This is a genomic window from Enterobacter adelaidei (assembly GCF_041937165.1).
In the GTDB taxonomy this organism is placed as follows: Bacteria; Pseudomonadota; Gammaproteobacteria; order Enterobacterales; family Enterobacteriaceae; genus Enterobacter; species Enterobacter adelaidei.
Window position 1 is genome coordinate 1,766,499 of sequence record NZ_CP154353.1, and the last position, 19,517, is coordinate 1,786,015.

Below are 19,517 nucleotides of genomic sequence, written 5' to 3' on the forward strand. Positions count from 1 at the left end.
CAGTATGTTTCTAATCAATGGCCTTGAGCAGGACACGCTGCCTGCAAGCGACAGGGCGACTCAGTTTGGTGACGGCTGCTTCACCACGGCGCGTATTCATCATGGCGATGTCTGTTTACTTGCAGAGCATATCCGACGATTGCGGGGTGCCTGTGAAAAACTGCTGATCCCTTTCACGGACTGGGACACACTTGCCGGCGAGATGGCTCAACGGGCAAAAGGGCATTCCAGCGGCGTGCTGAAAGTGATCATCAGCCGTGGTAGTGGTGGCCGGGGTTACAGTGGCGCGAGCTGCCAGCATCCTGTGCGGATCCTCTCCGTTTCTGCATATCCTTCACATTATGAACGTTGGCGTCATGACGGTATCACGCTTGAATTAAGCCCGGTACGTCTTGGACGAAACCCTGCGCTTGCCGGAATAAAACACCTTAACCGTCTTGAGCAGGTCTTGATCCGCGCTCATCTTGACCAGTCAGACGCAGACGAGGCCCTGGTCCTTGACAGCGAAGGGTTCATTACTGAATGCTGTGCGGCTAATTTATTCTGGCGGCAGGGCAGCGATGTCTTTACGCCGAAGCTTGATCAGGCTGGCGTAAATGGCATTATGCGCCAGTTTTGTCTACAGCAACTGGCACACTCTGGTTTTCGCGTTGTCGAAGTTAACGCAGCTGAGAATGCGCTGATAACAGCAGAAGAGGTCGTTGTCTGTAATGCGTTAATGCCAGTTGTACCTGTTCGCGCCTGCGGCCAACATCGCTGGTCATCGCGCGAGCTGTATCATTTTTTAGCCCCGTTATGTGAGCAAACCAGAACGTCATGAAGAAAATGTTGCGCTTTATCCTGCTCCTGGCTGTTGTGCTGGCTATTGCTGGCGGAGTCGGAGTGTGGAAGGTTCGTCAGCTGGCGGACAGCAAGCTTCTGATCAAAGAAGAGACAATATTTACCCTTAAAGCAGGAACCGGACGTCTGGCGCTGGGTGAACAGCTTTACAGCGATAAAATCATTAACCGTCCGCGTGTCTTCCAGTGGCTATTGCGTATCGAACCTGAGCTGTCGCATTTCAAAGCCGGTACCTATCGTTTTACACCTGGCATGACCGTCAGAGACATGCTGCAACTGCTGGAAAGCGGTAAAGAGGCTCAATTCCCGCTGCGTTTTGTGGAAGGGATGCGCCTGAGCGATTATCTCAAACAGCTGCGTGACGCGCCGTATATCAAACATACGTTAAAAGACGATAGCTATCAGACGGTGGCTGACGCGCTGAAGTTTGAACACCCGGAATGGGTTGAAGGCTGGTTTTGGCCTGATACCTGGATGTACACGGCAGGCACCACCGATGTGGCGATTTTGAAGCGGGCACATAAAAAAATGGTCACCGCTGTGGATTCCGCCTGGGAAGGGCGAATGGAAGGGCTGCCATATAAAGATCAAAACCAGTTTGTCACGATGGCCTCAATCATAGAGAAAGAGACGGCCGTCGCGGCCGAGCGCGATCGGGTTGCATCGGTGTTTATCAACCGTCTGCGCATCGGTATGCGTCTGCAAACCGATCCTACTGTCATCTACGGCATGGGAGAGAGTTATGCGGGTAAGATCTCGAGAAAAGATCTTGAGACGCCAACGGCGTATAATACCTACGTGATTAGCGGGTTACCGCCAGGCCCGATTGCCACACCAAGTGAAGCTTCTCTGCGTGCGGCCGCACATCCGGCTAAAACACCGTATCTCTATTTTGTGGCTGATGGAAAAGGGGGGCATACCTTTAACACCAACCTTGCCAGCCATAATCGCTCTGTTCAGGACTATCTGAAGGCACTTAAGGAAAAAAATGCGCAGTAAATACATTGTCATTGAGGGACTCGAAGGGGCGGGTAAAACCACCGCTCGCAACGTGGTGGTTGATACACTCAACGCGCTCGGCGTTGCGGACATGGTCTTTACCCGCGAGCCGGGCGGCACGCAGCTGGCTGAGAAGTTGCGTAGCCTGGTGCTGGATATTAAATCCGTTGGCGATGAAGTTATCACGGACAAAGCTGAAGTTTTGATGTTTTACGCTGCGCGCGTACAGTTGGTTGAGACGGTAATCAAACCCGCGCTGGCCGCTGGCAAGTGGGTAATCGGCGACCGTCACGATCTGTCTACTCAGGCGTATCAGGGGGGTGGGCGTGGTATTGACCAGACGATGCTGGCAACGCTGCGTAATGCCGTGCTCGGTGATTTTCGTCCCGATTTGACGCTCTATCTGGATGTGACCCCGGAAGTGGGTCTGAAACGTGCCCGAGCGCGCGGTGAACTGGACCGTATTGAGCAGGAATCTCTCGACTTCTTTAACCGCACTCGTGCGCGTTATCTGGAGCTGGCAGCGCAGGATAGTTCTATTCGCACTATTGATGCGACCCAATCTCTGGAAGAGGTTACCCGCTCTATTCAGCAAACCGTGACGCAGTGGCTTCGGGAGCAGCAGGCATGAAATGGTATCCATGGTTGCGCCCACACTTTGAACAGCTGATCGGCAGCTATCAGGCGGGTCGGGGGCATCATGCGTTACTGATTCAGGCGTTGCCAGGGATGGGGGATGATGCGTTGATTTATGCCATCACCCGTTTTCTGATGTGCCAGCAACCGGAAGGGCACAAGAGCTGTGGTAAATGCCGTGGCTGTCAGCTGATGCAGGCGGGCACGCATCCCGACTACTACACGCTTGAGCCTGAGAAGGGCAAAAACACGCTGGGTATTGATGCCGTGCGTGAAGTCAGTGAAAAATTGTACGAACACGCGCGACTGGGCGGCGCAAAAGTGGTCTGGCTTAAAGACGCCACACTGCTTACTGAGGCGGCAGCGAACGCACTCTTGAAAACCCTGGAAGAGCCGCCGGAAAAAACGTGGTTCTTCCTCTCTTGCCGTGACCCGGGACGATTACTGGCGACGCTGCGCAGTCGTTGCCGGCTTCATCACCTTGCAGTGCCTCAGGAATCGTGGGCGTTAAGCTGGCTGGAGCGAGAGGTGACAACGTCACAAAATGGTGCGCTGACCGCATTGCGTCTGAGCAGCGGTGCGCCTGCTGCAGCTCTGGCACTGCTGCAACCTGATGTCTGGTCGCAGCGAGAGACGCTCTGTAAGGCAGTCGACTCTTCACTCAATACCCATGACTGGCTAAGTTTACTGCCTGCACTGAATAGCGATCAGGCCGTTGAACGTCTGCACTGGCTGGCCTCCTTACTTCTGGATGCACTTAAGATCCAGCAAGGTGCAACGCTGCTGACCAACCTGGATGTGTGGCCGCTGGTGAACACACTGGCAAACCGCCTCTCAGGTACGGTTCTGCACGCTATCCTTCATGAGGTTTGCCAGAGCCGTGAACAGCTTTTGACAGTCACTGGTCTTAATCGCGAGCTGTTACTGACCGACCAGTTACTGCGTATTGAACATTACCTGCAACCAGGCATCACACCGCCTGTTTCCCATCTCTGAGAGAGACATTATGTTTTTAGTCGACTCACACTGCCATCTTGATGGCCTGGATTATCAATCTCTGCATAAAAACGTCGATGACGTGCTGGCGAAAGCCGCTGCCCGCGATGTGAAATTCTGTCTTGCGGTAGCAACCACGCTGCCGGGCTACCTCTCCATGCGTGAGCTGGTCGGCGTTCGCGATAACGTCGTATTTTCCTGTGGCGTACATCCGCTGAATCAGGATGAAGAGTATGACGTTGAGGACTTACGTCGTCTGGCAGCGGAAGAGGGTGTTGTCGCGATGGGCGAGACGGGACTGGACTATTTCTACACACCTGAAACTAAATCTCGCCAGCAGGAGTCCTTCCGCCATCATATCCGCATTGGCCGCGAGCTTAACAAGCCGGTCATTGTTCATACCCGCGATGCGCGTGCCGATACGCTGGCGATCCTCCGGGAAGAAAACGTGACGGATTGTGGTGGCGTACTACACTGTTTCACAGAAGACAGAGAAACGGCGGGCAAACTGCTTGATTTGGGGTTTTATATTTCGTTTTCTGGGATCGTGACGTTCCGTAATGCAGAGCAGCTCCGTGATGCTGCGCGTTATGTTCCGCTCGATCGCATTCTGGTGGAAACAGACTCTCCTTATCTGGCACCGGTACCGCATCGCGGTAAAGAGAACCAGCCAGCCATGACGAGAGATGTAGCTGAGTACATGGCCGTGCTTAAAGGTGTCAGTATTGAAGAGCTGGCCCGCGTCACGACCGAAAACTTCTCTACGCTGTTCCATATCGACCCCGCCCGCCTGCAATCTGTTTGATACACCTGTTTTTTTTAGGCTCGTAATTAATAAATAAAACGAGTAAAGTTCACCGCCTCATTTGGGGCGGTGAGGGTGTTTTTAGACACATCCGGACATGCTTTTTGTAAATAACTGAAAGTTTTTCGACCGCCTTAAGCTGAAACGTGATAGCCGTCAAACAAACCCAGAGGGAATTATTTTACTCTGTGTAATAAATAAAGGGCGCTTAGATGTCCTGTCCACGGCACGGTACTCCCCCCGGGCCAATGCGTGAAAGCGTAAAAAAAGCACAAATACTCAGGAGCACTCTCAATTATGTTTAAGAATGCATTTGCTAACCTGCAAAAGGTCGGTAAATCGCTGATGCTGCCAGTATCCGTACTGCCTATCGCAGGTATCCTGCTGGGTGTCGGTTCTGCAAACTTCAGCTGGCTGCCAGCCGTAGTATCCCACGTGATGGCCGAAGCAGGCGGTTCTGTCTTTGCTAACATGCCTCTGATCTTCGCGATCGGTGTGGCTCTGGGCTTCACTAATAACGACGGCGTTTCTGCGCTGGCAGCAGTTGTGGCCTACGGCATCATGGTGAAAACCATGGCTGTGGTTGCACCACTGGTACTGCACTTACCTGCAGAAGAGATCGCTGCGAAACACCTGGCTGATACCGGTGTTCTGGGCGGTATCATCTCCGGTGCGATTGCGGCCTATATGTTTAACCGCTTCTATCGCATCAAGCTGCCTGAGTATCTGGGCTTCTTCGCGGGCAAGCGTTTCGTTCCGATCATCTCTGGTCTGGCAGCGATTTTCACTGGCGTGATCTTGTCCTTCATCTGGCCACCAATTGGTTCCGCGATTCAGGCATTCTCTCAGTGGGCAGCCTACCAGAACCCCGTTGTTGCGTTCGGTATCTACGGCTTCGTTGAGCGCTGCCTGGTACCATTCGGTCTGCACCACATCTGGAACGTACCTTTCCAGATGCAGATTGGTGAATACACCAACGCGGCAGGCCAGGTATTCCACGGTGATATCCCACGCTACATGGCGGGTGACCCAACTGCAGGTAAACTGTCAGGTGGCTTCCTGTTCAAAATGTACGGTCTGCCGGCTGCCGCGATTGCTATCTGGCACTCTGCTAAGCCAGAGAACCGTGCAAAAGTGGGCGGTATCATGATCTCCGCAGCGTTGACCTCGTTCCTGACCGGTATCACCGAGCCGATCGAGTTCTCCTTCATGTTCGTTGCGCCGATCCTGTACGTTATCCACGCGATTCTGGCGGGTCTGGCGTTCCCAATCTGTATCCTGCTGGGTATGCGTGACGGTACGTCCTTCTCTCACGGCCTGATCGACTTCATCGTTCTGTCCGGTAACAGCAGCAAACTGTGGCTGTTCCCAATCGTTGGTGCGTGCTATGCCGTTGTTTACTACACCATCTTCCGTGTGCTGATCAAAGCACTGGACCTGAAAACTCCAGGTCGTGAAGATGCAACAGAAGACAGCAAAGCAGGTACAACCAGCGAAATGGCTCCGGCACTGGTTGCCGCGTTCGGCGGTAAAGAGAACATCACTAACCTGGACGCGTGCATCACCCGTCTGCGTGTGAGCGTTGCCGACGTCGCGAAAGTAGACCAGCCTGGCCTGAAAAAACTGGGTGCAGCAGGTGTTGTTGTGGCTGGTTCTGGTGTTCAGGCAATCTTCGGTACTAAATCCGATAACCTGAAAACCGAAATGGATGAGTACATCCGCGGCCACTAAGTTGTGACCAGGGGAGACTAAGGCAGCCGAATGGCTGCCTTTTTTATTGGTGCGGAATATGTCTTAAAAAACGTCTCTAAGGCATGCAAGCGGTCACTCTTCATACAGCAGATGAACATTCGGGAAAGAAATCGGGGGAGAAGGTTGAAAGGACAGGAGAAACTCGCTCATACTCTTGCGTTATGTCACACGATCGTTGAGAGAGTGTGTTAACAGCGGATGCACCACGTCAGACTAAACACAAAAGGAAAAGGTCATGGCTGAAGAAACGATTTTCAGTAAAATTATCCGTCGCGAAATTCCTTCGGATATCGTCTATCAGGATGAACTGGTGACGGCTTTCCGGGACATTTCCCCTCAGGCACCGACTCACATCCTCATCATTCCTAATATTCTGATTCCAACCGTAAACGACGTAAAAGCCGAGCACGAACTGGCGTTAGGTCGTATGCTGACGGTGGCCGCGAAAATTGCTGAACAGGAAGGGATTGCTGAAGACGGCTACCGCCTGATCATGAACTGTAATCGTCATGGCGGCCAGGAAGTTTATCATATTCACATGCATCTGCTGGGTGGACGTCCTCTGGGACCGATGCTGGCACATAAAGGTCTTTGACATGCTTAAAGGGCGTATTGCAGCGCTGATACTGATGGTGATGATTGCGGGGTGCAGCTCGCGTCCGGCGATCCCCGTGAGTGATGAACAGACGCTGGTGATGGAATCTTCTGTGCTTGCTGCGGGCATCACGGCGCAACAACCTGCGTTGACCATCAGTGAAATCAACTCTTCTGCTTCCTCTACGCTCTTTAATGAAAGACATGAGCCCGTGACGGTTCATTACCGTTTTTTCTGGTATGACGTAAGAGGTCTTGAAATGCACCCGCTGGAGGCGCCGCGCAGCGTCACGATTCCGGCAAGGTCGTCGGTAACGCTCTATGGCAGCGCCAACTATCTGGGTGCACATAAGGTGAGACTTTATCTTTATCTGTAAGGGGTGAACCTTGATTAAAAATATGAGCCGTTATGCGCTCGTGACAGCTTTTGCTTTATTCCTCGCAGGGTGTGTGACCCGTACTGAGCAGCCTGCGCCTGTGGAAGAAGCTAAACCCGGGACTGAGCAGCCGACACAACCCACGCAGCCGGAGCCAACCGTGCCGTCTGTACCGTCAATCCCGTCGCAGCCGGGCCCGATTGAACATCCGGATCAGACGTCACAACCAGCGCCACGCGTGCGTCATTATGACTGGAACGGTGCGATGCAGCCGATGGTGGGAAAAATGCTGCAGGCTCAAGGCGTGACGGCAGGCAGCGTGTTGCTGGTGGATAGCGTGAACAACCGTACCAATGGTTCACTGAACGCGGGTGAAGCGACAGAGACGCTGCGCAATGCTCTGGCAAACAACGGTAAGTTTACGCTGGTCTCGGCTCAGCAGCTCGCGGTGGCTAAACAGCAACTGGGCCTGTCACCACAGGATAGTCTCGGTACCCGTAGCAAGGCGATCGGTATTGCCCGTAACGTAGGTGCACAGTACGTGTTGTACTCTAACGCCACCGGGAATGTGAATACGCCAGCTCTGCAGATGCAATTGATGCTGGTTCAGACAGGCGAAATTATCTGGTCAGGTAAAGGTGCCGTTACGCAGCAGTGAATTTACGCGTGAAGAGATCCTGACGCGTTATTTTCCCCAGTATCGCCTTATCGCGCCGCAGGCCCATTCCGGGCTTGGCGGCGCGAGTTGCATTATAGAGCGAGACGAACAACGGTTGGTATTGCGGCAGAACCATGATCCTTTCGCACCTGCTTCCCATTTTCGTCGTCAGTTTCGCGCCCTGAAACGTCTTCCGTCGGATCTTGTGCCTGAACCCTGTTTTTTCCGGCAGGGCTGGATGGCTGTTGCGTATCTGGCGGGTGAGGTCAAAAGCGAGCTCCCGGACACCCCTGTGCTTGCGTCTATGTTGTATCATTTGCACCAGCAGCCGCGTCTGGGGTGGCGAATCGCACTGCTTCCATTGCTTGAGCACTACTGGCAGCAAGCCCTGCCAGACAGACGTACCCCAATGTGGCTTGCTCATCTTAAACGGCTGCGTAAAGCGGGTGAGCCACAGCCGATGCGGCTCTCCCCGTTGCATATGGATGTTCATATCGGGAACATTGTTCATACGTCAGCAGGAGTCAGGCTTATCGACTGGGAATATGCCGGAGACGGCGATGTGGCGCTTGAGCTGGCGGCAGTCTGGACAGAGAGTGAAGCCGCGCGGCAAAACCTCGTCCGAGACTACGCCAGGATGGCACATTTTGATGTTGAAGCGCTTGCGCGTCAGGTCAGGCGGTGGCGACCATGGGTCGTGATGCTGATGGCTGGCTGGTTTGAAATGCGTTTGCAGCAGTCCAGAGACAAACAATTTATTGCGCTGGCAGACGATGCCTGGCGTCAGTTACAAACTAAAGGATAAGAGAGGTTGGTGTGGGTCCAGTCATGTTGGATGTAGAAGGGTTTGAACTGGATGCGGAAGAGCGTGAGATTCTGGCGCATCCGCAGGTGGGTGGTCTGATCCTGTTTACCCGCAACTATCACGATCCGGCACAGCTGCGTGAACTGGTGCGTCAGATCCGCGACGCATCGCGCAATCATCTGGTGGTGGCCGTCGATCAGGAAGGTGGACGCGTGCAGCGTTTTCGCGAAGGTTTTACCCGTCTGCCAGCAGCCCAGTCTTTTGCTGCGCTGCTGGGTACAGATGAGGGGGGAATACTGGCGCAGGAAGCTGGCTGGCTGATGGCCAGTGAAATGATTGCCATGGATATCGACATTAGTTTTGCCCCGGTTCTGGACGTGGGACATATCAGCGCTGCCATTGGTGAACGCTCATATCATGAAGATCCGCGTATTGCGCTGGCGATGGCGACCCAGTTTATCGACGGCATGCACGATGCGGGAATGAAAACCACCGGGAAACACTTCCCGGGCCACGGTGCAGTGACCGCGGACTCGCACAAAGAAACTCCGCGCGATCCGCGCCCGGAAGCGGAAATTCGAGTCAAAGATATGTCGGTGTTCCGCTCGCTTATCACCGATAACAAGCTGGACGCCATTATGCCAGCGCACGTGATTTACAGCGACGTCGACCCGCGTCCTGCCAGCGGCTCTCCGCACTGGCTGAAAACCGTTCTGCGTCAGGAGTTGGGGTTCAATGGCGTGATTTTCTCAGACGACTTGTCGATGGAAGGGGCCGCGATTATGGGCAGCTATGCGGAACGCGGTCAGGCGTCGCTGGATGCAGGTTGCGATATGATCCTGGTCTGCAATAATCGTAAAGGTGCCGTTAGCGTGCTGGATAACCTGTCGCCGATCAATGCACAGCGTGTTACACAATTGTATCATAAAGGTTCATTTAGCCGTCAGGAGTTGATGGATTCGGCCCGCTGGAAGGCGGTCAACGCCCGGCTTGAAGACCTGAATGAGCGCTGGCAGGCACATAAAGCCAGCCTGTAAACCCTCCCGGAAGGCGTAGCGTGGTGAGAAGACAATGATCATCTATTTACACGGTTTTGACTCAAACAGCCCTGGTAATCATGAGAAGGTGTTGCAACTGCAGTTTATTGATCCGGATGTTCGGCTGATCAGTTACAGCACGCGCCATCCGAAGCATGATATGCAACATCTTCTCAAAGAAGTGGACAAGATGTTGCAGCTCAACGTCGATGACCGTCCGTTGATTTGCGGTGTAGGACTGGGCGGCTACTGGGCGGAACGCATTGGCTTCCTGTGCGACATCCGCCAGGTGGTGTTCAATCCTAACCTTTTCCCGAACGAGAATATGGAAGGCAAAATTGACCGTCCGGAAGAGTACGTCGATATTGCGACCAAGTGCGTCAGCAATTTTCGTGAGAAAAACCGCGACCGCTGTCTGGTGATCCTTTCACGTAAAGATGAGGCGCTCAACAGCCATCGGGCTGCTGAACTGCTGCATCATTACTATGAAATTGTCTGGGACGAAGAACAGACGCACAAATTCAAAAACATCTCACCGCACCTGCAGCGTATCAAAGCGTTTAAAACGCTGGGTTAACCTCTCATCCGCAGGCACCAAAGCCCGGCCGCGAAAGCGTATCGGGCTTTCTTTTTGACCAGAATTGTCTACTTTTAAGCCATCAAAACTTGATGCATATCAATTTTGGTATGACCAATGCGCCTGACGTGGTATTCTCAATGCACCTGAATGGTTTCAGTGCTGTAACCTGTTGTTAATTAAGGGTTATTTTTATAACTTTTAATTAACAATTGGTTAATAATTTGAGGGGGTCACGTTGACTACGCCATTGAAAAAGATAGTGATTGTAGGCGGTGGTGCTGGCGGGCTGGAGCTGGCTACACAGCTGGGCAAGAAGCTGGGTCGCGGTAAAAAAGCCAAAATTACGCTGGTAGATCGTAACCATAGCCACCTGTGGAAACCGTTGCTGCACGAAGTGGCAACCGGTTCTCTGGATGAGGGTGTGGATGCGCTCAGCTATCTGGCGCACGCGCGCAACCATCATTTCCAGTTCCAACTGGGCTCGGTGGTGGATATCAACCGTGAAAGCAAAACCATCACCCTGGCAGAGCTGCGCGATGAAAAAGGGGAGCTGCTGGTTCCTGAGCGTAAACTGGCGTATGACACGCTGGTCATGGCGCTGGGTAGTACCTCCAACGACTTCAACACGCCAGGCGTGAAAGAGCACTGTATTTTCCTCGATAACCCGCACCAGGCGCGTCGTTTCCATCAGGAAATGCTGAACCTGTTCCTGAAGTACACCAGCAATTTGGGTGCGAACGGTAAAGTTAATATCGCCATTGTCGGCGGTGGTGCGACGGGCGTAGAGCTGTCTGCGGAACTGCACAATGCGGTGAAACAGCTGCACAGCTACGGTTACAAAGGATTAACCAACGAAGCGCTGAACGTCACGCTGGTTGAAGCCGGTGAGCGCATTCTGCCTGCGCTGCCGCCACGTATTTCCGGTGCGGCGCACAATGAGCTCACCAAACTGGGCGTGCGGGTGCTGACGCAGACGATGGTGACCAGCGCGGACGAAGGTGGCTTGCACACCAAGGACGGCGAATACATCAAAGCGGATCTGATGGTCTGGGCAGCGGGTATCAAAGCACCTGACTTTATGAAAGATATCGGCGGCCTGGAAACGAACCGCATTAACCAGCTGGTGACGGAGCCGACGCTGCAAACTACACGTGATCCTGAAATCTTTGCTATCGGTGACTGTGCTTCCTGCGCGCGTCCTGAAGGTGGATTCGTGCCGCCGCGCGCCCAGGCTGCTCACCAGATGGCAAGCCTGGTGCTGCACAACATTCTGGCGCAGTACAAAGGCAAGCCATTGAAAGGCTATGTCTATAAAGACCACGGTTCTCTGGTATCGCTGTCAAACTTCTCTACCGTCGGCAGCCTGATGGGCAACCTGATGCGTGGCTCAATGATGGTAGAAGGGCGCATTGCCCGCTTCGTGTATATCTCCCTGTACCGTATGCACCAGATTGCGCTGCACGGCTACTTCAAAACCGGGCTGATGATGCTGGTGGGCAGAATCAACCGCGTGATCCGTCCGCGTCTGAAGCTGCACTAATCTTTCACTCCCTCCGGGCTCTCCGGAGGGAGTTTTTAGCATTTCATGCTGTAGATCGCAGATTGAGTGCTTAAGAGTTCTCCTAAATACAATATATCTCCTCTCAACGCCCCTTTTTTGATCCTTTATCTTATTGGCGAAGCTTTGTCTCCATTGCAAAATTGTTACCAATAGCAACAAAGGAGGAAGTCCCGTGAATAAATCAATGTTGGCGGGTATAGGGATTGGCGTCGCGGCTGCGTTAGGTGTGGCTGCCGTTGCCAGTCTCAACGTTTTAGATCGCGGCCCGCAGTATGCACAGGTGGTTTCTGCTACACCGATTAAAGAAACCGTGAAAACCCCTCGTCAGGAGTGCCGCAACGTCTCCGTGACGCACCGTCGTCCGGTACAGGATGAAAACCGCATTGCCGGTTCTGTTCTGGGTGCGGTAGCGGGGGGCGTGATTGGTCACCAGTTTGGTGGTGGTCGGGGTAAAGATGTGGCGACCGTGGTCGGCGCGCTGGGCGGCGGCTATGCCGGTAACCAGGTGCAGGGTGCGATGCAGGATAATGATACCTACACTACGACTCAGCAACGCTGCAAAACCGTCTATGACAAGTCGGAAAAAATGCTGGGTTATGACGTGACGTACAAAATTGGCGATCAGCAGGGCAAAATCCGCATGGATAAAGATCCTGGCACACAAATTCCACTGGATGGAAATGGTCAGCTGGTTCTGAATAACAAAGTGTAAAAAAGATGTTCTCTGAATTTAGCTCCTCATGCGCTCAGGCTGAGGAGCTTTTTTTTTGCTTCAGATTTTGAGTAGTTCAGGCCACAGTCGTAGGGTGGTGTCGGTAATACTCTGCAGTTTTTCCAGCGTTGCGCCTTCACGTGCGCTTATCGACATCCCCTGCAAAATACAGCTCAGGTATTGCGCCAGTATCTGAGGATTGCAATGCGCGGGAATTTCACCACGCTGCTGACGCTGTGCCAGAAACGCACTTAGCGTCTCCTCCTGCATGGCATGACGCGACTTCACCGTTTTAGCGATCTCTTTAGAGGACGCCGCAAGGGTGGCAGAGGTGTTAATCATAAAGCAGCCCGCAGGCGTATCTTTACTGGTGAAGCAAGTGGCGACGCTAGTGAAAAAGTCCCGTAGCGCCTGTTCAACGCTTTTCTCTTCACAAAAAAGTTGGGCTTCGTGCTTCGCTGCAAAGCGCGAAATGTATCTGTCCAGCACTGCCCTGAACAGCCCCTCTTTATTGGTAAATTCGGCATACAGCGTCGGCGCTTTGGCTCCGGTAGCTTCTACCAGATCGGAAAGCGAAGTAGCTTCATACCCATGTTGCCAGAAGAGAGTCATGGCCTTATCAAGCGCTGCATCCCTGTCAAACACTTTTGGTCGGCCACGGCTTTTCTTCGCACAACTCGTGACATCGGTTGTCATTTGCCGTTGGTCCTCTGTTGGTTTGGTGAATGACCATTATAAAAATAAACGCAACCCACCACCAGTGCAGAATGCTTAAAAATAAATTAATCATATGCGTATGAAAAATAACGACTTTAAAAATAAGTTAATGCTCGTTATAAAATTATGTTGACGCGTGACCTGGATCACATTTATCATTTACCTATCGATCGTTAACTAAATGATTAACGACCTCCAAATTCATCTGCTAAAGGTAAACATCATGAAAAACGTAAAAACCCTCATCGCTGCCGCAGTCTTGAGTTCACTTTCATTCGCAAGCTTTGCAGCTGTACAGGTGCAATCCACCCCTGTAGATCAGCATAAAGTTGGCACTATCTCTGCGTCTGCCGGTACTAACCTGGGCTCCCTGGAAGATCAGCTGGCGCAAAAAGCACAAGAGATGGGTGCAAAATCTTACCGCATCACCTCTGTTACCGGTCCTAACACGCTGCACGGCACTGCTGTTATCTACAAATAAGCCCGGCTGAACCCTCATTTATGCCACTGCAATAAAAAACGCCCTGCATGAGCAGGGCGTTTTTCTTATCTGTGCGTTTACATCGCCTGTGAAGCGACGTTGTGATGTCGGGTGACATCGGTTGGCATTCCCGACCGGGTCTCCATTGCGCGCTCCATGACTACGCCATCGGTGCTGGTATTCGTTTTAAAACTTACCATTGCGGCATTCAGGTTAATGGGCAATGTCTGCGGGTCATCGCCGATGTTTTTCGATAATGGCTGGTGAATTTCTACCAGTCGCACGCCACCCGGCTCTTCCGAGACTTTAATCGGCGTATTGATAATATTCACCTTGGTTCCCGGTGTGATGACGTTGAAAAGCGTCTTGATATCGTCATCACGCAGACGAATACAGCCGGAGCTGACGCGCATGCCGATGCCAAAGTCTGCATTCGTTCCATGCAACAGATAGACACCACCGTAAGCCGCCAGGCGAATCGCGTGGTGACCCATTGGGTTGTCTGGCCCCGCAGGAACAACGACCGGAAGGTCGATGCCCTGTGCTTTATAACGGGCACGGATGTTAGCCGTTGGTGTCCAGGTTGGGTTAGCGCGCTTATCTGATACGGTGGTAACCATCGTTGGCGTCAGGGTGTCGCCGCCCAACTGACCAATACCGATAGGGTACACGGTGACTTCATTCTTACCCGGTGGGTAATAATAGAGACGTAATTCTGCCAGATTTATGACGATCCCCTCGCGCGGGGCGTCCGGCAGGATTGTTTGTAACGGAATGGTCAGTACGCTGCCCGCACGCGGTACATAAGGGTCTACACCGGGGTTCGCCTGCAGCAGGGCCAGGAAACCGACGTTATATTTTTTGGCAATCGCTTCCAGCGAGCCACCATTGTTTTCAACCACATGAAAGCGGTTTTCCCCCACGACCTTGCTGCCCGGTGGTGGAAGTGGCCAGGTGTTTGCACGGGCAGGAAGCGCAACCGCGACGGTGGCTGCCAGCGCAAACAATGTTATCCAGCGAGTAAAACGCGAAGAGGTCATCATTACCATAATCCATATAAATATTAAGGTTATTGTTTTATAAGGCGTTAATGATAATTATGGCGAATGGGTGTGTCGGGAAGATCGGGTGAAGTGCAAAGTGTTTGTAAATTCTCCCCCCGCTAGAGGGGGAGAATGGGTTAAGCGATCGCGTTCTCTTCCAGTTGACGCATAAAGTGACGCACCCAATCCATGCGGGTTTTGCGTTCCGTTAGCTCCTGGGTAAATTTCAGGCGCGTTGGACCATCAAGACGGAAATGTTGCGGCTGCTTTTGCAGCAGACCGATCAGCCACATCGGGTTGACGTGGTTCTTCTCGGCAAATTCAATCACGCCACCTTTTTCATTCCCTTCGAGCTTCCGAATACCGAGCTTCTGTGCCTGCTGACGCAGGCGTGCGATATCCAGCAGATTTCTCGCAGGGTCTGGCAGCAGGCCGAAGCGGTCGATCAGCTCAACCTTAATCTCTTCCAGTTCGTTCTCACTCTTCGCACTGGCGATGCGTTTATAGAAGGACAGACGGGTATTTACATCCGGAATGAAATCATCCGGCAGCAGGGAAGGCATACGCAATTCAACCTCGGTCTGCTGGCTGGTGAGATCTTCCAGCGACGGCTCGCGTCCGGCCTTCAGGGCATCGACCGCGTTTTCCAGCAATTCCATATACAGGGAGAAGCCGATGGTCTCCATGGAGCCGCTCTGGTCCTCACCCAGCAGTTCGCCGGCACCACGGATCTCCAGGTCGTGTGTTGCCAGCGCAAAGCCTGCGCCAAGATCTTCCAGGGAGGCGATCGCTTCCAGACGCTTTTGGGCATCGGTGGTCATCGCTTTCGGATGCGGCGTTAACAACCAGGCGTAGGCCTGATGGTGTGAACGCCCGACGCGGCCGCGCAGCTGGTGGAGTTGCGCCAGACCAAAGTGATCGGCTCGTTCGATGATGATGGTATTCGCCGTCGGAATATCGATCCCGGTTTCAATGATGGTGGTACACACCAGGACGTTAAAGCGCTGGTGGTGGAAGTCGTTCATCACCCTTTCCAGCTCGCGCTCACGCATCTGCCCGTGACCGATAGCAATGCGCGCTTCCGGTACCAGCTCCGCCAGCCTGTCCGCCGCTTTCTGGATATTTTCTACATCGTTGTAGAGGTAATAGACCTGACCCCCACGCAGCACTTCACGCAGAATCGCTTCACGTACCACCAGATTATCGTACTCGCGGACAAAGGTTTTCACCGCCAGACGACGCGCCGGTGGGGTGGCAATAATCGACAGGTCGCGCATGCCGCTCATCGCCATATTCAGGGTTCGCGGGATTGGCGTTGCGGTCAGAGTCAGGATATCGACGTCGGCACGCATCGCTTTGATGCGCTCTTTATGACGCACCCCGAAGCGGTGCTCTTCATCGACGATCAGCAGCCCCAGGTCTTTCCACTTCACGTCGCTTTGCAGCAGCTTGTGGGTGCCGATCAGAATATCGATCTTACCTTCGCTTGCCTGTTCGAGGATCTGCGTCTGTTCTTTGGTGCTGCGAAAACGCGAGAGCATCTCGATGCGTACCGGCCAGTTGGCGAAGCGGTCGCGGAAGTTGTCGAAGTGCTGCTGAGCGAGCAGGGTGGTTGGCACCAGCACCGCTACCTGCTTGTTGTTTTCAACCGCAAGGAAGGCGGCGCGCATCGCCACTTCGGTTTTGCCGAAGCCTACGTCGCCACAGACTAAGCGGTCCATTGCCAGTGGCTGACACATGTCGCTCAGCACGGCGTTAATGGCCTGGGCCTGATCTGGCGTGGTTTCAAACGGGAAGCTGTCGCAGAACAGTTGATACTGTTCTTTATCATGTTTAAAGGCGAAGCCCTCTTTGGCCGCGCGTTGTGCATAGATATCCAGCAGCTCAGCCGCCACGTCACGCACTTTTTCCGCTGCTTTCTGGCGCGCGCGTGCCCAGGCATCGCCACCCAGCTTATGCAATGGCGCATTCTCTTCTGCGCCACCCGCGTAGCGGCTGATCAAATGCAGGGAAGAGACCGGAACATACAGTTTGGCGTCGTTCGCGTAGGTCAGCATCAGGTATTCACCTTTGATACCGCCTGCTTCTAGCGTGGTCATCCCCTGGTAACGCCCGACGCCGTGCTCCAGGTGAACAATCGGCTGGCCCGGGTGTAGCTCGGCCAGGTTGCGGATCAGCGTGTCCGGGTTGATGGTACGACGGCTGTCCTGACGGCGACGTGCGACGCGCTCACCCAGCAGGTCGCTTTCACAAATCAGCGCCAGGTTATTGAGCGTATCAATAAACCCATGTTCGGCGGCACCAATCATCAGATAACGACCGTTTCCGGTGGCTTCGCTCAGACGCAGGATGCGCTTCGGCGCCACTTTAATGCGCCCCAGCAGCTCCCCGAGTGCTTCGCGACGGCCTTCACTTTCAACTGAGAACACCACCGGACCGGTAAAGGATTCCAGAAACTTCCGCAGATTATCCAGCGGTGATTTCTGCTGCGCCTGAACGGCCAGATCTGGCAACCTCTGAAACGCGAGGTTGGTATTGGCGGCTTTAGCGGCAAGCGAATCGGTTTTAAGCTGCATACGCGGCCAACGCTTCAGCTCGGCGTTGAGTTCATCGGTTCGCAGCCAGAGCGCCTCCGGGGGCAACAGCGGGCGCATCGGGTCAACGCCGCGGCTTTCAAAGCGGGCGCGGGTTTCGTTTTCAAAGCGGCTGGCGCTGGCGTCGATATCTCCGGTGTTAACAATCAGCGTATTTGCCGGGAAGTAGCTAAACAGCGGAGGCAGGGGTTCATTGAAGAACAGCGGTTGCCAGTACTCAATACCTGCGGGCAGCGTACCTTTGCTGACCTGCTGATAAATATGTTCGGCATCGCGTTTGACGTCGAATTTATCGCGCCACTGGCTGCGGAACAGTTCGATGGCGGTTTTATCCGTCGGGAACTCGTGGGCGGGCAGTAAATTGATAGATTCCACTTCTTCCAGCGTACGCTGCGTGTCAGCGTCAAACACGCGCAGGCTGTCGATTTCATCATCGAAAAAGTCCAGGCGATACGGTTGGTCACTCCCCATTGGATAGAGATCGAGTAACGCACCGCGCGTGGCGTATTCTCCGTGTTCCATCACCTGATCAACATGGCGATATCCGGCACCGTCAAGCTGCGCGCGCAGGGCATCACGGGACAGGCGCTGGCCTTTTTTCATCACCAGCGCGTGACCGTGCAGATAGCTGTGCGGACAGACGCGCTGCATCAGGGTATTCACCGGCACGATCAGCACGCCGCGCTGCATCGTCGGGAGTTGATAGAGCGTCGACAGGCGCGAGGAAATGATCTCCTGGTGAGGAGAGAAACTGTCATAGGGCAGCGTTTCCCAGTCGGCCAGGCTGAACACCAGATTATCGGTGAACTGGCGAATCTCGTCGTGCAGACGCAGGGCGTTTTGCATGTCCGGGGCAACCAGAATTACCGGGCCAGGATGACGCTCAGCGATTTCCGCTACCAGCGTGGCGCACGCCGCGCCCGTGAGTTCACCCAGCTGGCGCTGGTCACCCGCTTTGACAGGCAAGGAATAACGATAGTGTTCAGGCATGGCTATGTCAGAGTCTCTTATGGATATACCAACAGTATTGGGGCATATCACTGATACGCAATGTCTTTATTATCCTCGATCGTTTTGTATAAGCAAACCAGAACCGCACAGGGGGAAAATTCGCCCCGGCCGGGGCGAAAAGAGCCATCAACGGGAGGATGGCGACAGGGTCAGCGAAGACGGAGGAGAGAAGAAAACGTCTCCGAACAGTGCGGTAGAGAGTTTACGCACGCCGAGCCCGGCAAGGGTACAGATAAGCAGGCTGGCAAACGGGTAGACCAGAATTAAGCACAGTTCTGCCAAGACCGGCCAGTATGCGGCGTTCATCTCGCCAATCAGGAACAGACTAAAGGCCTCGATTAAGATGCGGTGGGTGGTATAAATCGCGATGGTATTTGAGCCAATCACGTTCAGCAGGTTGTTCGGGTGAACGGCATAGCGCTGCTCAAGGCTATAAAAAAGCTTCATGATCAACACAATCGATAGCAATGAGAGCAGTAGCGGGACGTTAGCAAACCACAGCACCACGGAGACGGCGGCGAAAGCGCCGGCTGCCAGCCAGAGGCGGCGCAGGTTGACGCTTTTCATCCACGCCATCAGCGCTGCCCCATACCACGCCCCGAGGCTGTAGTAGATCATGTTGCGTACCACGCTGTTCATCCCCCACCACGGTAGCGGCAGGAAGTTGATCGCGATACTTGCCAGCGCCAGCAGCCCCAGTACCGGCAGCTTCCATCGGCTCAGCAGTTTACACAGCGTGAAGTACACCACCAGAGCATACAGATACCAGAGGCTGGTGCTGGCGGTGAGCATCCCCAGCACAAATCCTGAGAGCGAGTCGGCGTAGGCCGCATTCGATGATGTGGCGAGCTCACGCTCGGGTGCCAGCCAGGCATTCATATGGGTCAGCGCCTGCCATTGCAGGATGCCCCACAGCGCCAGGACCCAGACAATGCTCCAGATCCGTTTGTCGAGACTGGTTCGCCAGTCCACCTCAGCAATATAACGACGGATCAGATAGCCGGAGATAAAGAAGAAGACCGGCATTCGGAACGGAGCGAGATAGAGGTTAAAATAGACCCAGCATTTGGCGAGAAGGCCGGAGAGCGGGTGTTGCAGCCCGATCAGATGCGGATAAAACGTGATAACCGAATGGTAAATAACCACCAGGCAGATACACAGCCCTTTTATCTGGTTAATCCATAATGCTTTTTGCTTCATTGTTCGCCACTACCTTATTGCCATAAACGAACGAGCAATTGTTGTTAAACGACGCCTGGATGTAACGGGTAACAGTCTGTATCAGGAGCTTTTTCGGAAAAGGTGGAGGTTACAAGGCG

19 protein-coding genes are annotated in these 19,517 nt (G+C 53.7%); 15 read left to right on the forward strand and 4 right to left on the reverse strand.

What is annotated here, in order from left to right:
- The first annotated feature begins 4 nt into the window (after positions 1-4).
- The 14 genes from pabC to AAHF05_RS08705 all read left to right on the forward strand — a co-directional run bounded on the left by pabC (position 5) and on the right by AAHF05_RS08705 (position 12,352).
- The gene (pabC, locus tag AAHF05_RS08640; RefSeq protein ID WP_028019047.1) at positions 5-820 is read left to right on the forward strand and encodes an aminodeoxychorismate lyase; all 816 of its coding nucleotides are present in this window, start codon (positions 5-7) and stop codon (positions 818-820) included.
- The gene (gene yceG, locus AAHF05_RS08645) at positions 817-1,839 is read left to right on the forward strand and encodes a cell division protein YceG (RefSeq protein WP_129325058.1); all 1,023 of its coding nucleotides are present in this window, start codon (positions 817-819) and stop codon (positions 1,837-1,839) included. Before pabC ends, yceG begins: the two co-directional genes overlap by 4 nt.
- Positions 1,829-2,470, forward strand: coding sequence for a dTMP kinase (gene tmk, locus AAHF05_RS08650; protein WP_028019045.1), 642 nt, complete (start codon positions 1,829-1,831; stop codon positions 2,468-2,470). The genes yceG and tmk overlap by 11 nt, the downstream gene beginning before the upstream one ends.
- Positions 2,467-3,471 (forward strand): DNA polymerase III subunit delta', encoded by a 1,005-nt coding sequence (gene holB, locus AAHF05_RS08655; protein ID WP_129325059.1) that lies wholly within the window; start codon positions 2,467-2,469, stop codon positions 3,469-3,471. The genes tmk and holB overlap by 4 nt, the downstream gene beginning before the upstream one ends.
- 10 nt (positions 3,472-3,481) lie before the next feature.
- Positions 3,482-4,276 carry a metal-dependent hydrolase gene (locus tag AAHF05_RS08660; protein WP_129325060.1) on the forward strand — a complete coding sequence of 265 codons (795 nt, stop codon included), beginning with the start codon at positions 3,482-3,484 and terminating at the stop codon, positions 4,274-4,276.
- Positions 4,277-4,573: 297 nt separating this feature from the next.
- Positions 4,574-6,007: a PTS glucose transporter subunit IIBC gene (gene ptsG, locus AAHF05_RS08665; RefSeq protein WP_049007882.1), complete on the forward strand. Its 1,434-nt coding sequence runs from the start codon at positions 4,574-4,576 to the stop codon at positions 6,005-6,007.
- Positions 6,008-6,263: 256 nt separating this feature from the next.
- Complete coding sequence (gene hinT / locus AAHF05_RS08670; RefSeq protein WP_028019040.1) at positions 6,264-6,623, forward strand: purine nucleoside phosphoramidase; 360 nt, start codon at positions 6,264-6,266, stop codon at positions 6,621-6,623.
- 1 nt (position 6,624) lies between these two features.
- Complete coding sequence (locus AAHF05_RS08675) at positions 6,625-6,999, forward strand: YcfL family protein (protein WP_028019039.1); 375 nt, start codon at positions 6,625-6,627, stop codon at positions 6,997-6,999.
- A gap of 10 nt (positions 7,000-7,009) precedes the next feature.
- Positions 7,010-7,657, forward strand: a complete 648-nt coding sequence (gene lpoB / locus AAHF05_RS08680) for a penicillin-binding protein activator LpoB (protein WP_028019038.1) — start codon at positions 7,010-7,012, stop codon at positions 7,655-7,657.
- Positions 7,638-8,462: a thiamine kinase gene (gene thiK / locus AAHF05_RS08685; RefSeq protein WP_129325061.1), complete on the forward strand. Its 825-nt coding sequence runs from the start codon at positions 7,638-7,640 to the stop codon at positions 8,460-8,462. Before lpoB ends, thiK begins: the two co-directional genes overlap by 20 nt.
- 11 nt (positions 8,463-8,473) lie before the next feature.
- Positions 8,474-9,499 (forward strand): beta-N-acetylhexosaminidase, encoded by a 1,026-nt coding sequence (gene nagZ / locus AAHF05_RS08690; protein ID WP_129325062.1) that lies wholly within the window; start codon positions 8,474-8,476, stop codon positions 9,497-9,499.
- A gap of 34 nt (positions 9,500-9,533) precedes the next feature.
- Complete coding sequence (ycfP, locus tag AAHF05_RS08695) at positions 9,534-10,076, forward strand: alpha/beta hydrolase YcfP (RefSeq protein WP_028019035.1); 543 nt, start codon at positions 9,534-9,536, stop codon at positions 10,074-10,076.
- 238 nt (positions 10,077-10,314) lie between these two features.
- Positions 10,315-11,619: an NAD(P)/FAD-dependent oxidoreductase gene (locus tag AAHF05_RS08700; protein WP_028019034.1), complete on the forward strand. Its 1,305-nt coding sequence runs from the start codon at positions 10,315-10,317 to the stop codon at positions 11,617-11,619.
- Between the two features lie 193 nt (positions 11,620-11,812).
- Complete coding sequence (locus tag AAHF05_RS08705) at positions 11,813-12,352, forward strand: glycine zipper 2TM domain-containing protein (protein WP_008500779.1); 540 nt, start codon at positions 11,813-11,815, stop codon at positions 12,350-12,352.
- Between the two features lie 60 nt (positions 12,353-12,412).
- On the opposite strand, the gene AAHF05_RS08710 is transcribed toward AAHF05_RS08705, so the two are convergent.
- Positions 12,413-13,048: a TetR/AcrR family transcriptional regulator gene (locus tag AAHF05_RS08710; protein ID WP_049007878.1), complete on the reverse strand. Its 636-nt coding sequence runs from the start codon at positions 13,046-13,048 to the stop codon at positions 12,413-12,415.
- 244 nt (positions 13,049-13,292) lie between these two features.
- On the opposite strand from AAHF05_RS08710, the gene bhsA reads away from it, so the two are divergent.
- On the forward strand, positions 13,293-13,550 hold the full coding sequence (bhsA, locus tag AAHF05_RS08715) for a multiple stress resistance protein BhsA (protein WP_008500777.1): 258 nt from the start codon (positions 13,293-13,295) through the stop codon (positions 13,548-13,550).
- Positions 13,551-13,627: 77 nt separating this feature from the next.
- On the opposite strand, the gene AAHF05_RS08720 is transcribed toward bhsA, so the two are convergent.
- The 3 genes from AAHF05_RS08720 to AAHF05_RS08730 form a co-directional block, all read right to left on the reverse strand.
- Positions 13,628-14,593 (reverse strand): L,D-transpeptidase family protein, encoded by a 966-nt coding sequence (locus AAHF05_RS08720; RefSeq protein ID WP_129325063.1) that lies wholly within the window; start codon positions 14,591-14,593, stop codon positions 13,628-13,630.
- 137 nt (positions 14,594-14,730) lie between these two features.
- On the reverse strand, positions 14,731-18,177 hold the full coding sequence (gene mfd, locus AAHF05_RS08725; protein ID WP_129325064.1) for a transcription-repair coupling factor: 3,447 nt from the start codon (positions 18,175-18,177) through the stop codon (positions 14,731-14,733).
- A gap of 147 nt (positions 18,178-18,324) precedes the next feature.
- Positions 18,325-19,398 carry an acyltransferase family protein gene (locus tag AAHF05_RS08730; RefSeq protein WP_129325065.1) on the reverse strand — a complete coding sequence of 358 codons (1,074 nt, stop codon included), beginning with the start codon at positions 19,396-19,398 and terminating at the stop codon, positions 18,325-18,327.
- Positions 19,399-19,517: the final 119 nt, after the last annotated feature.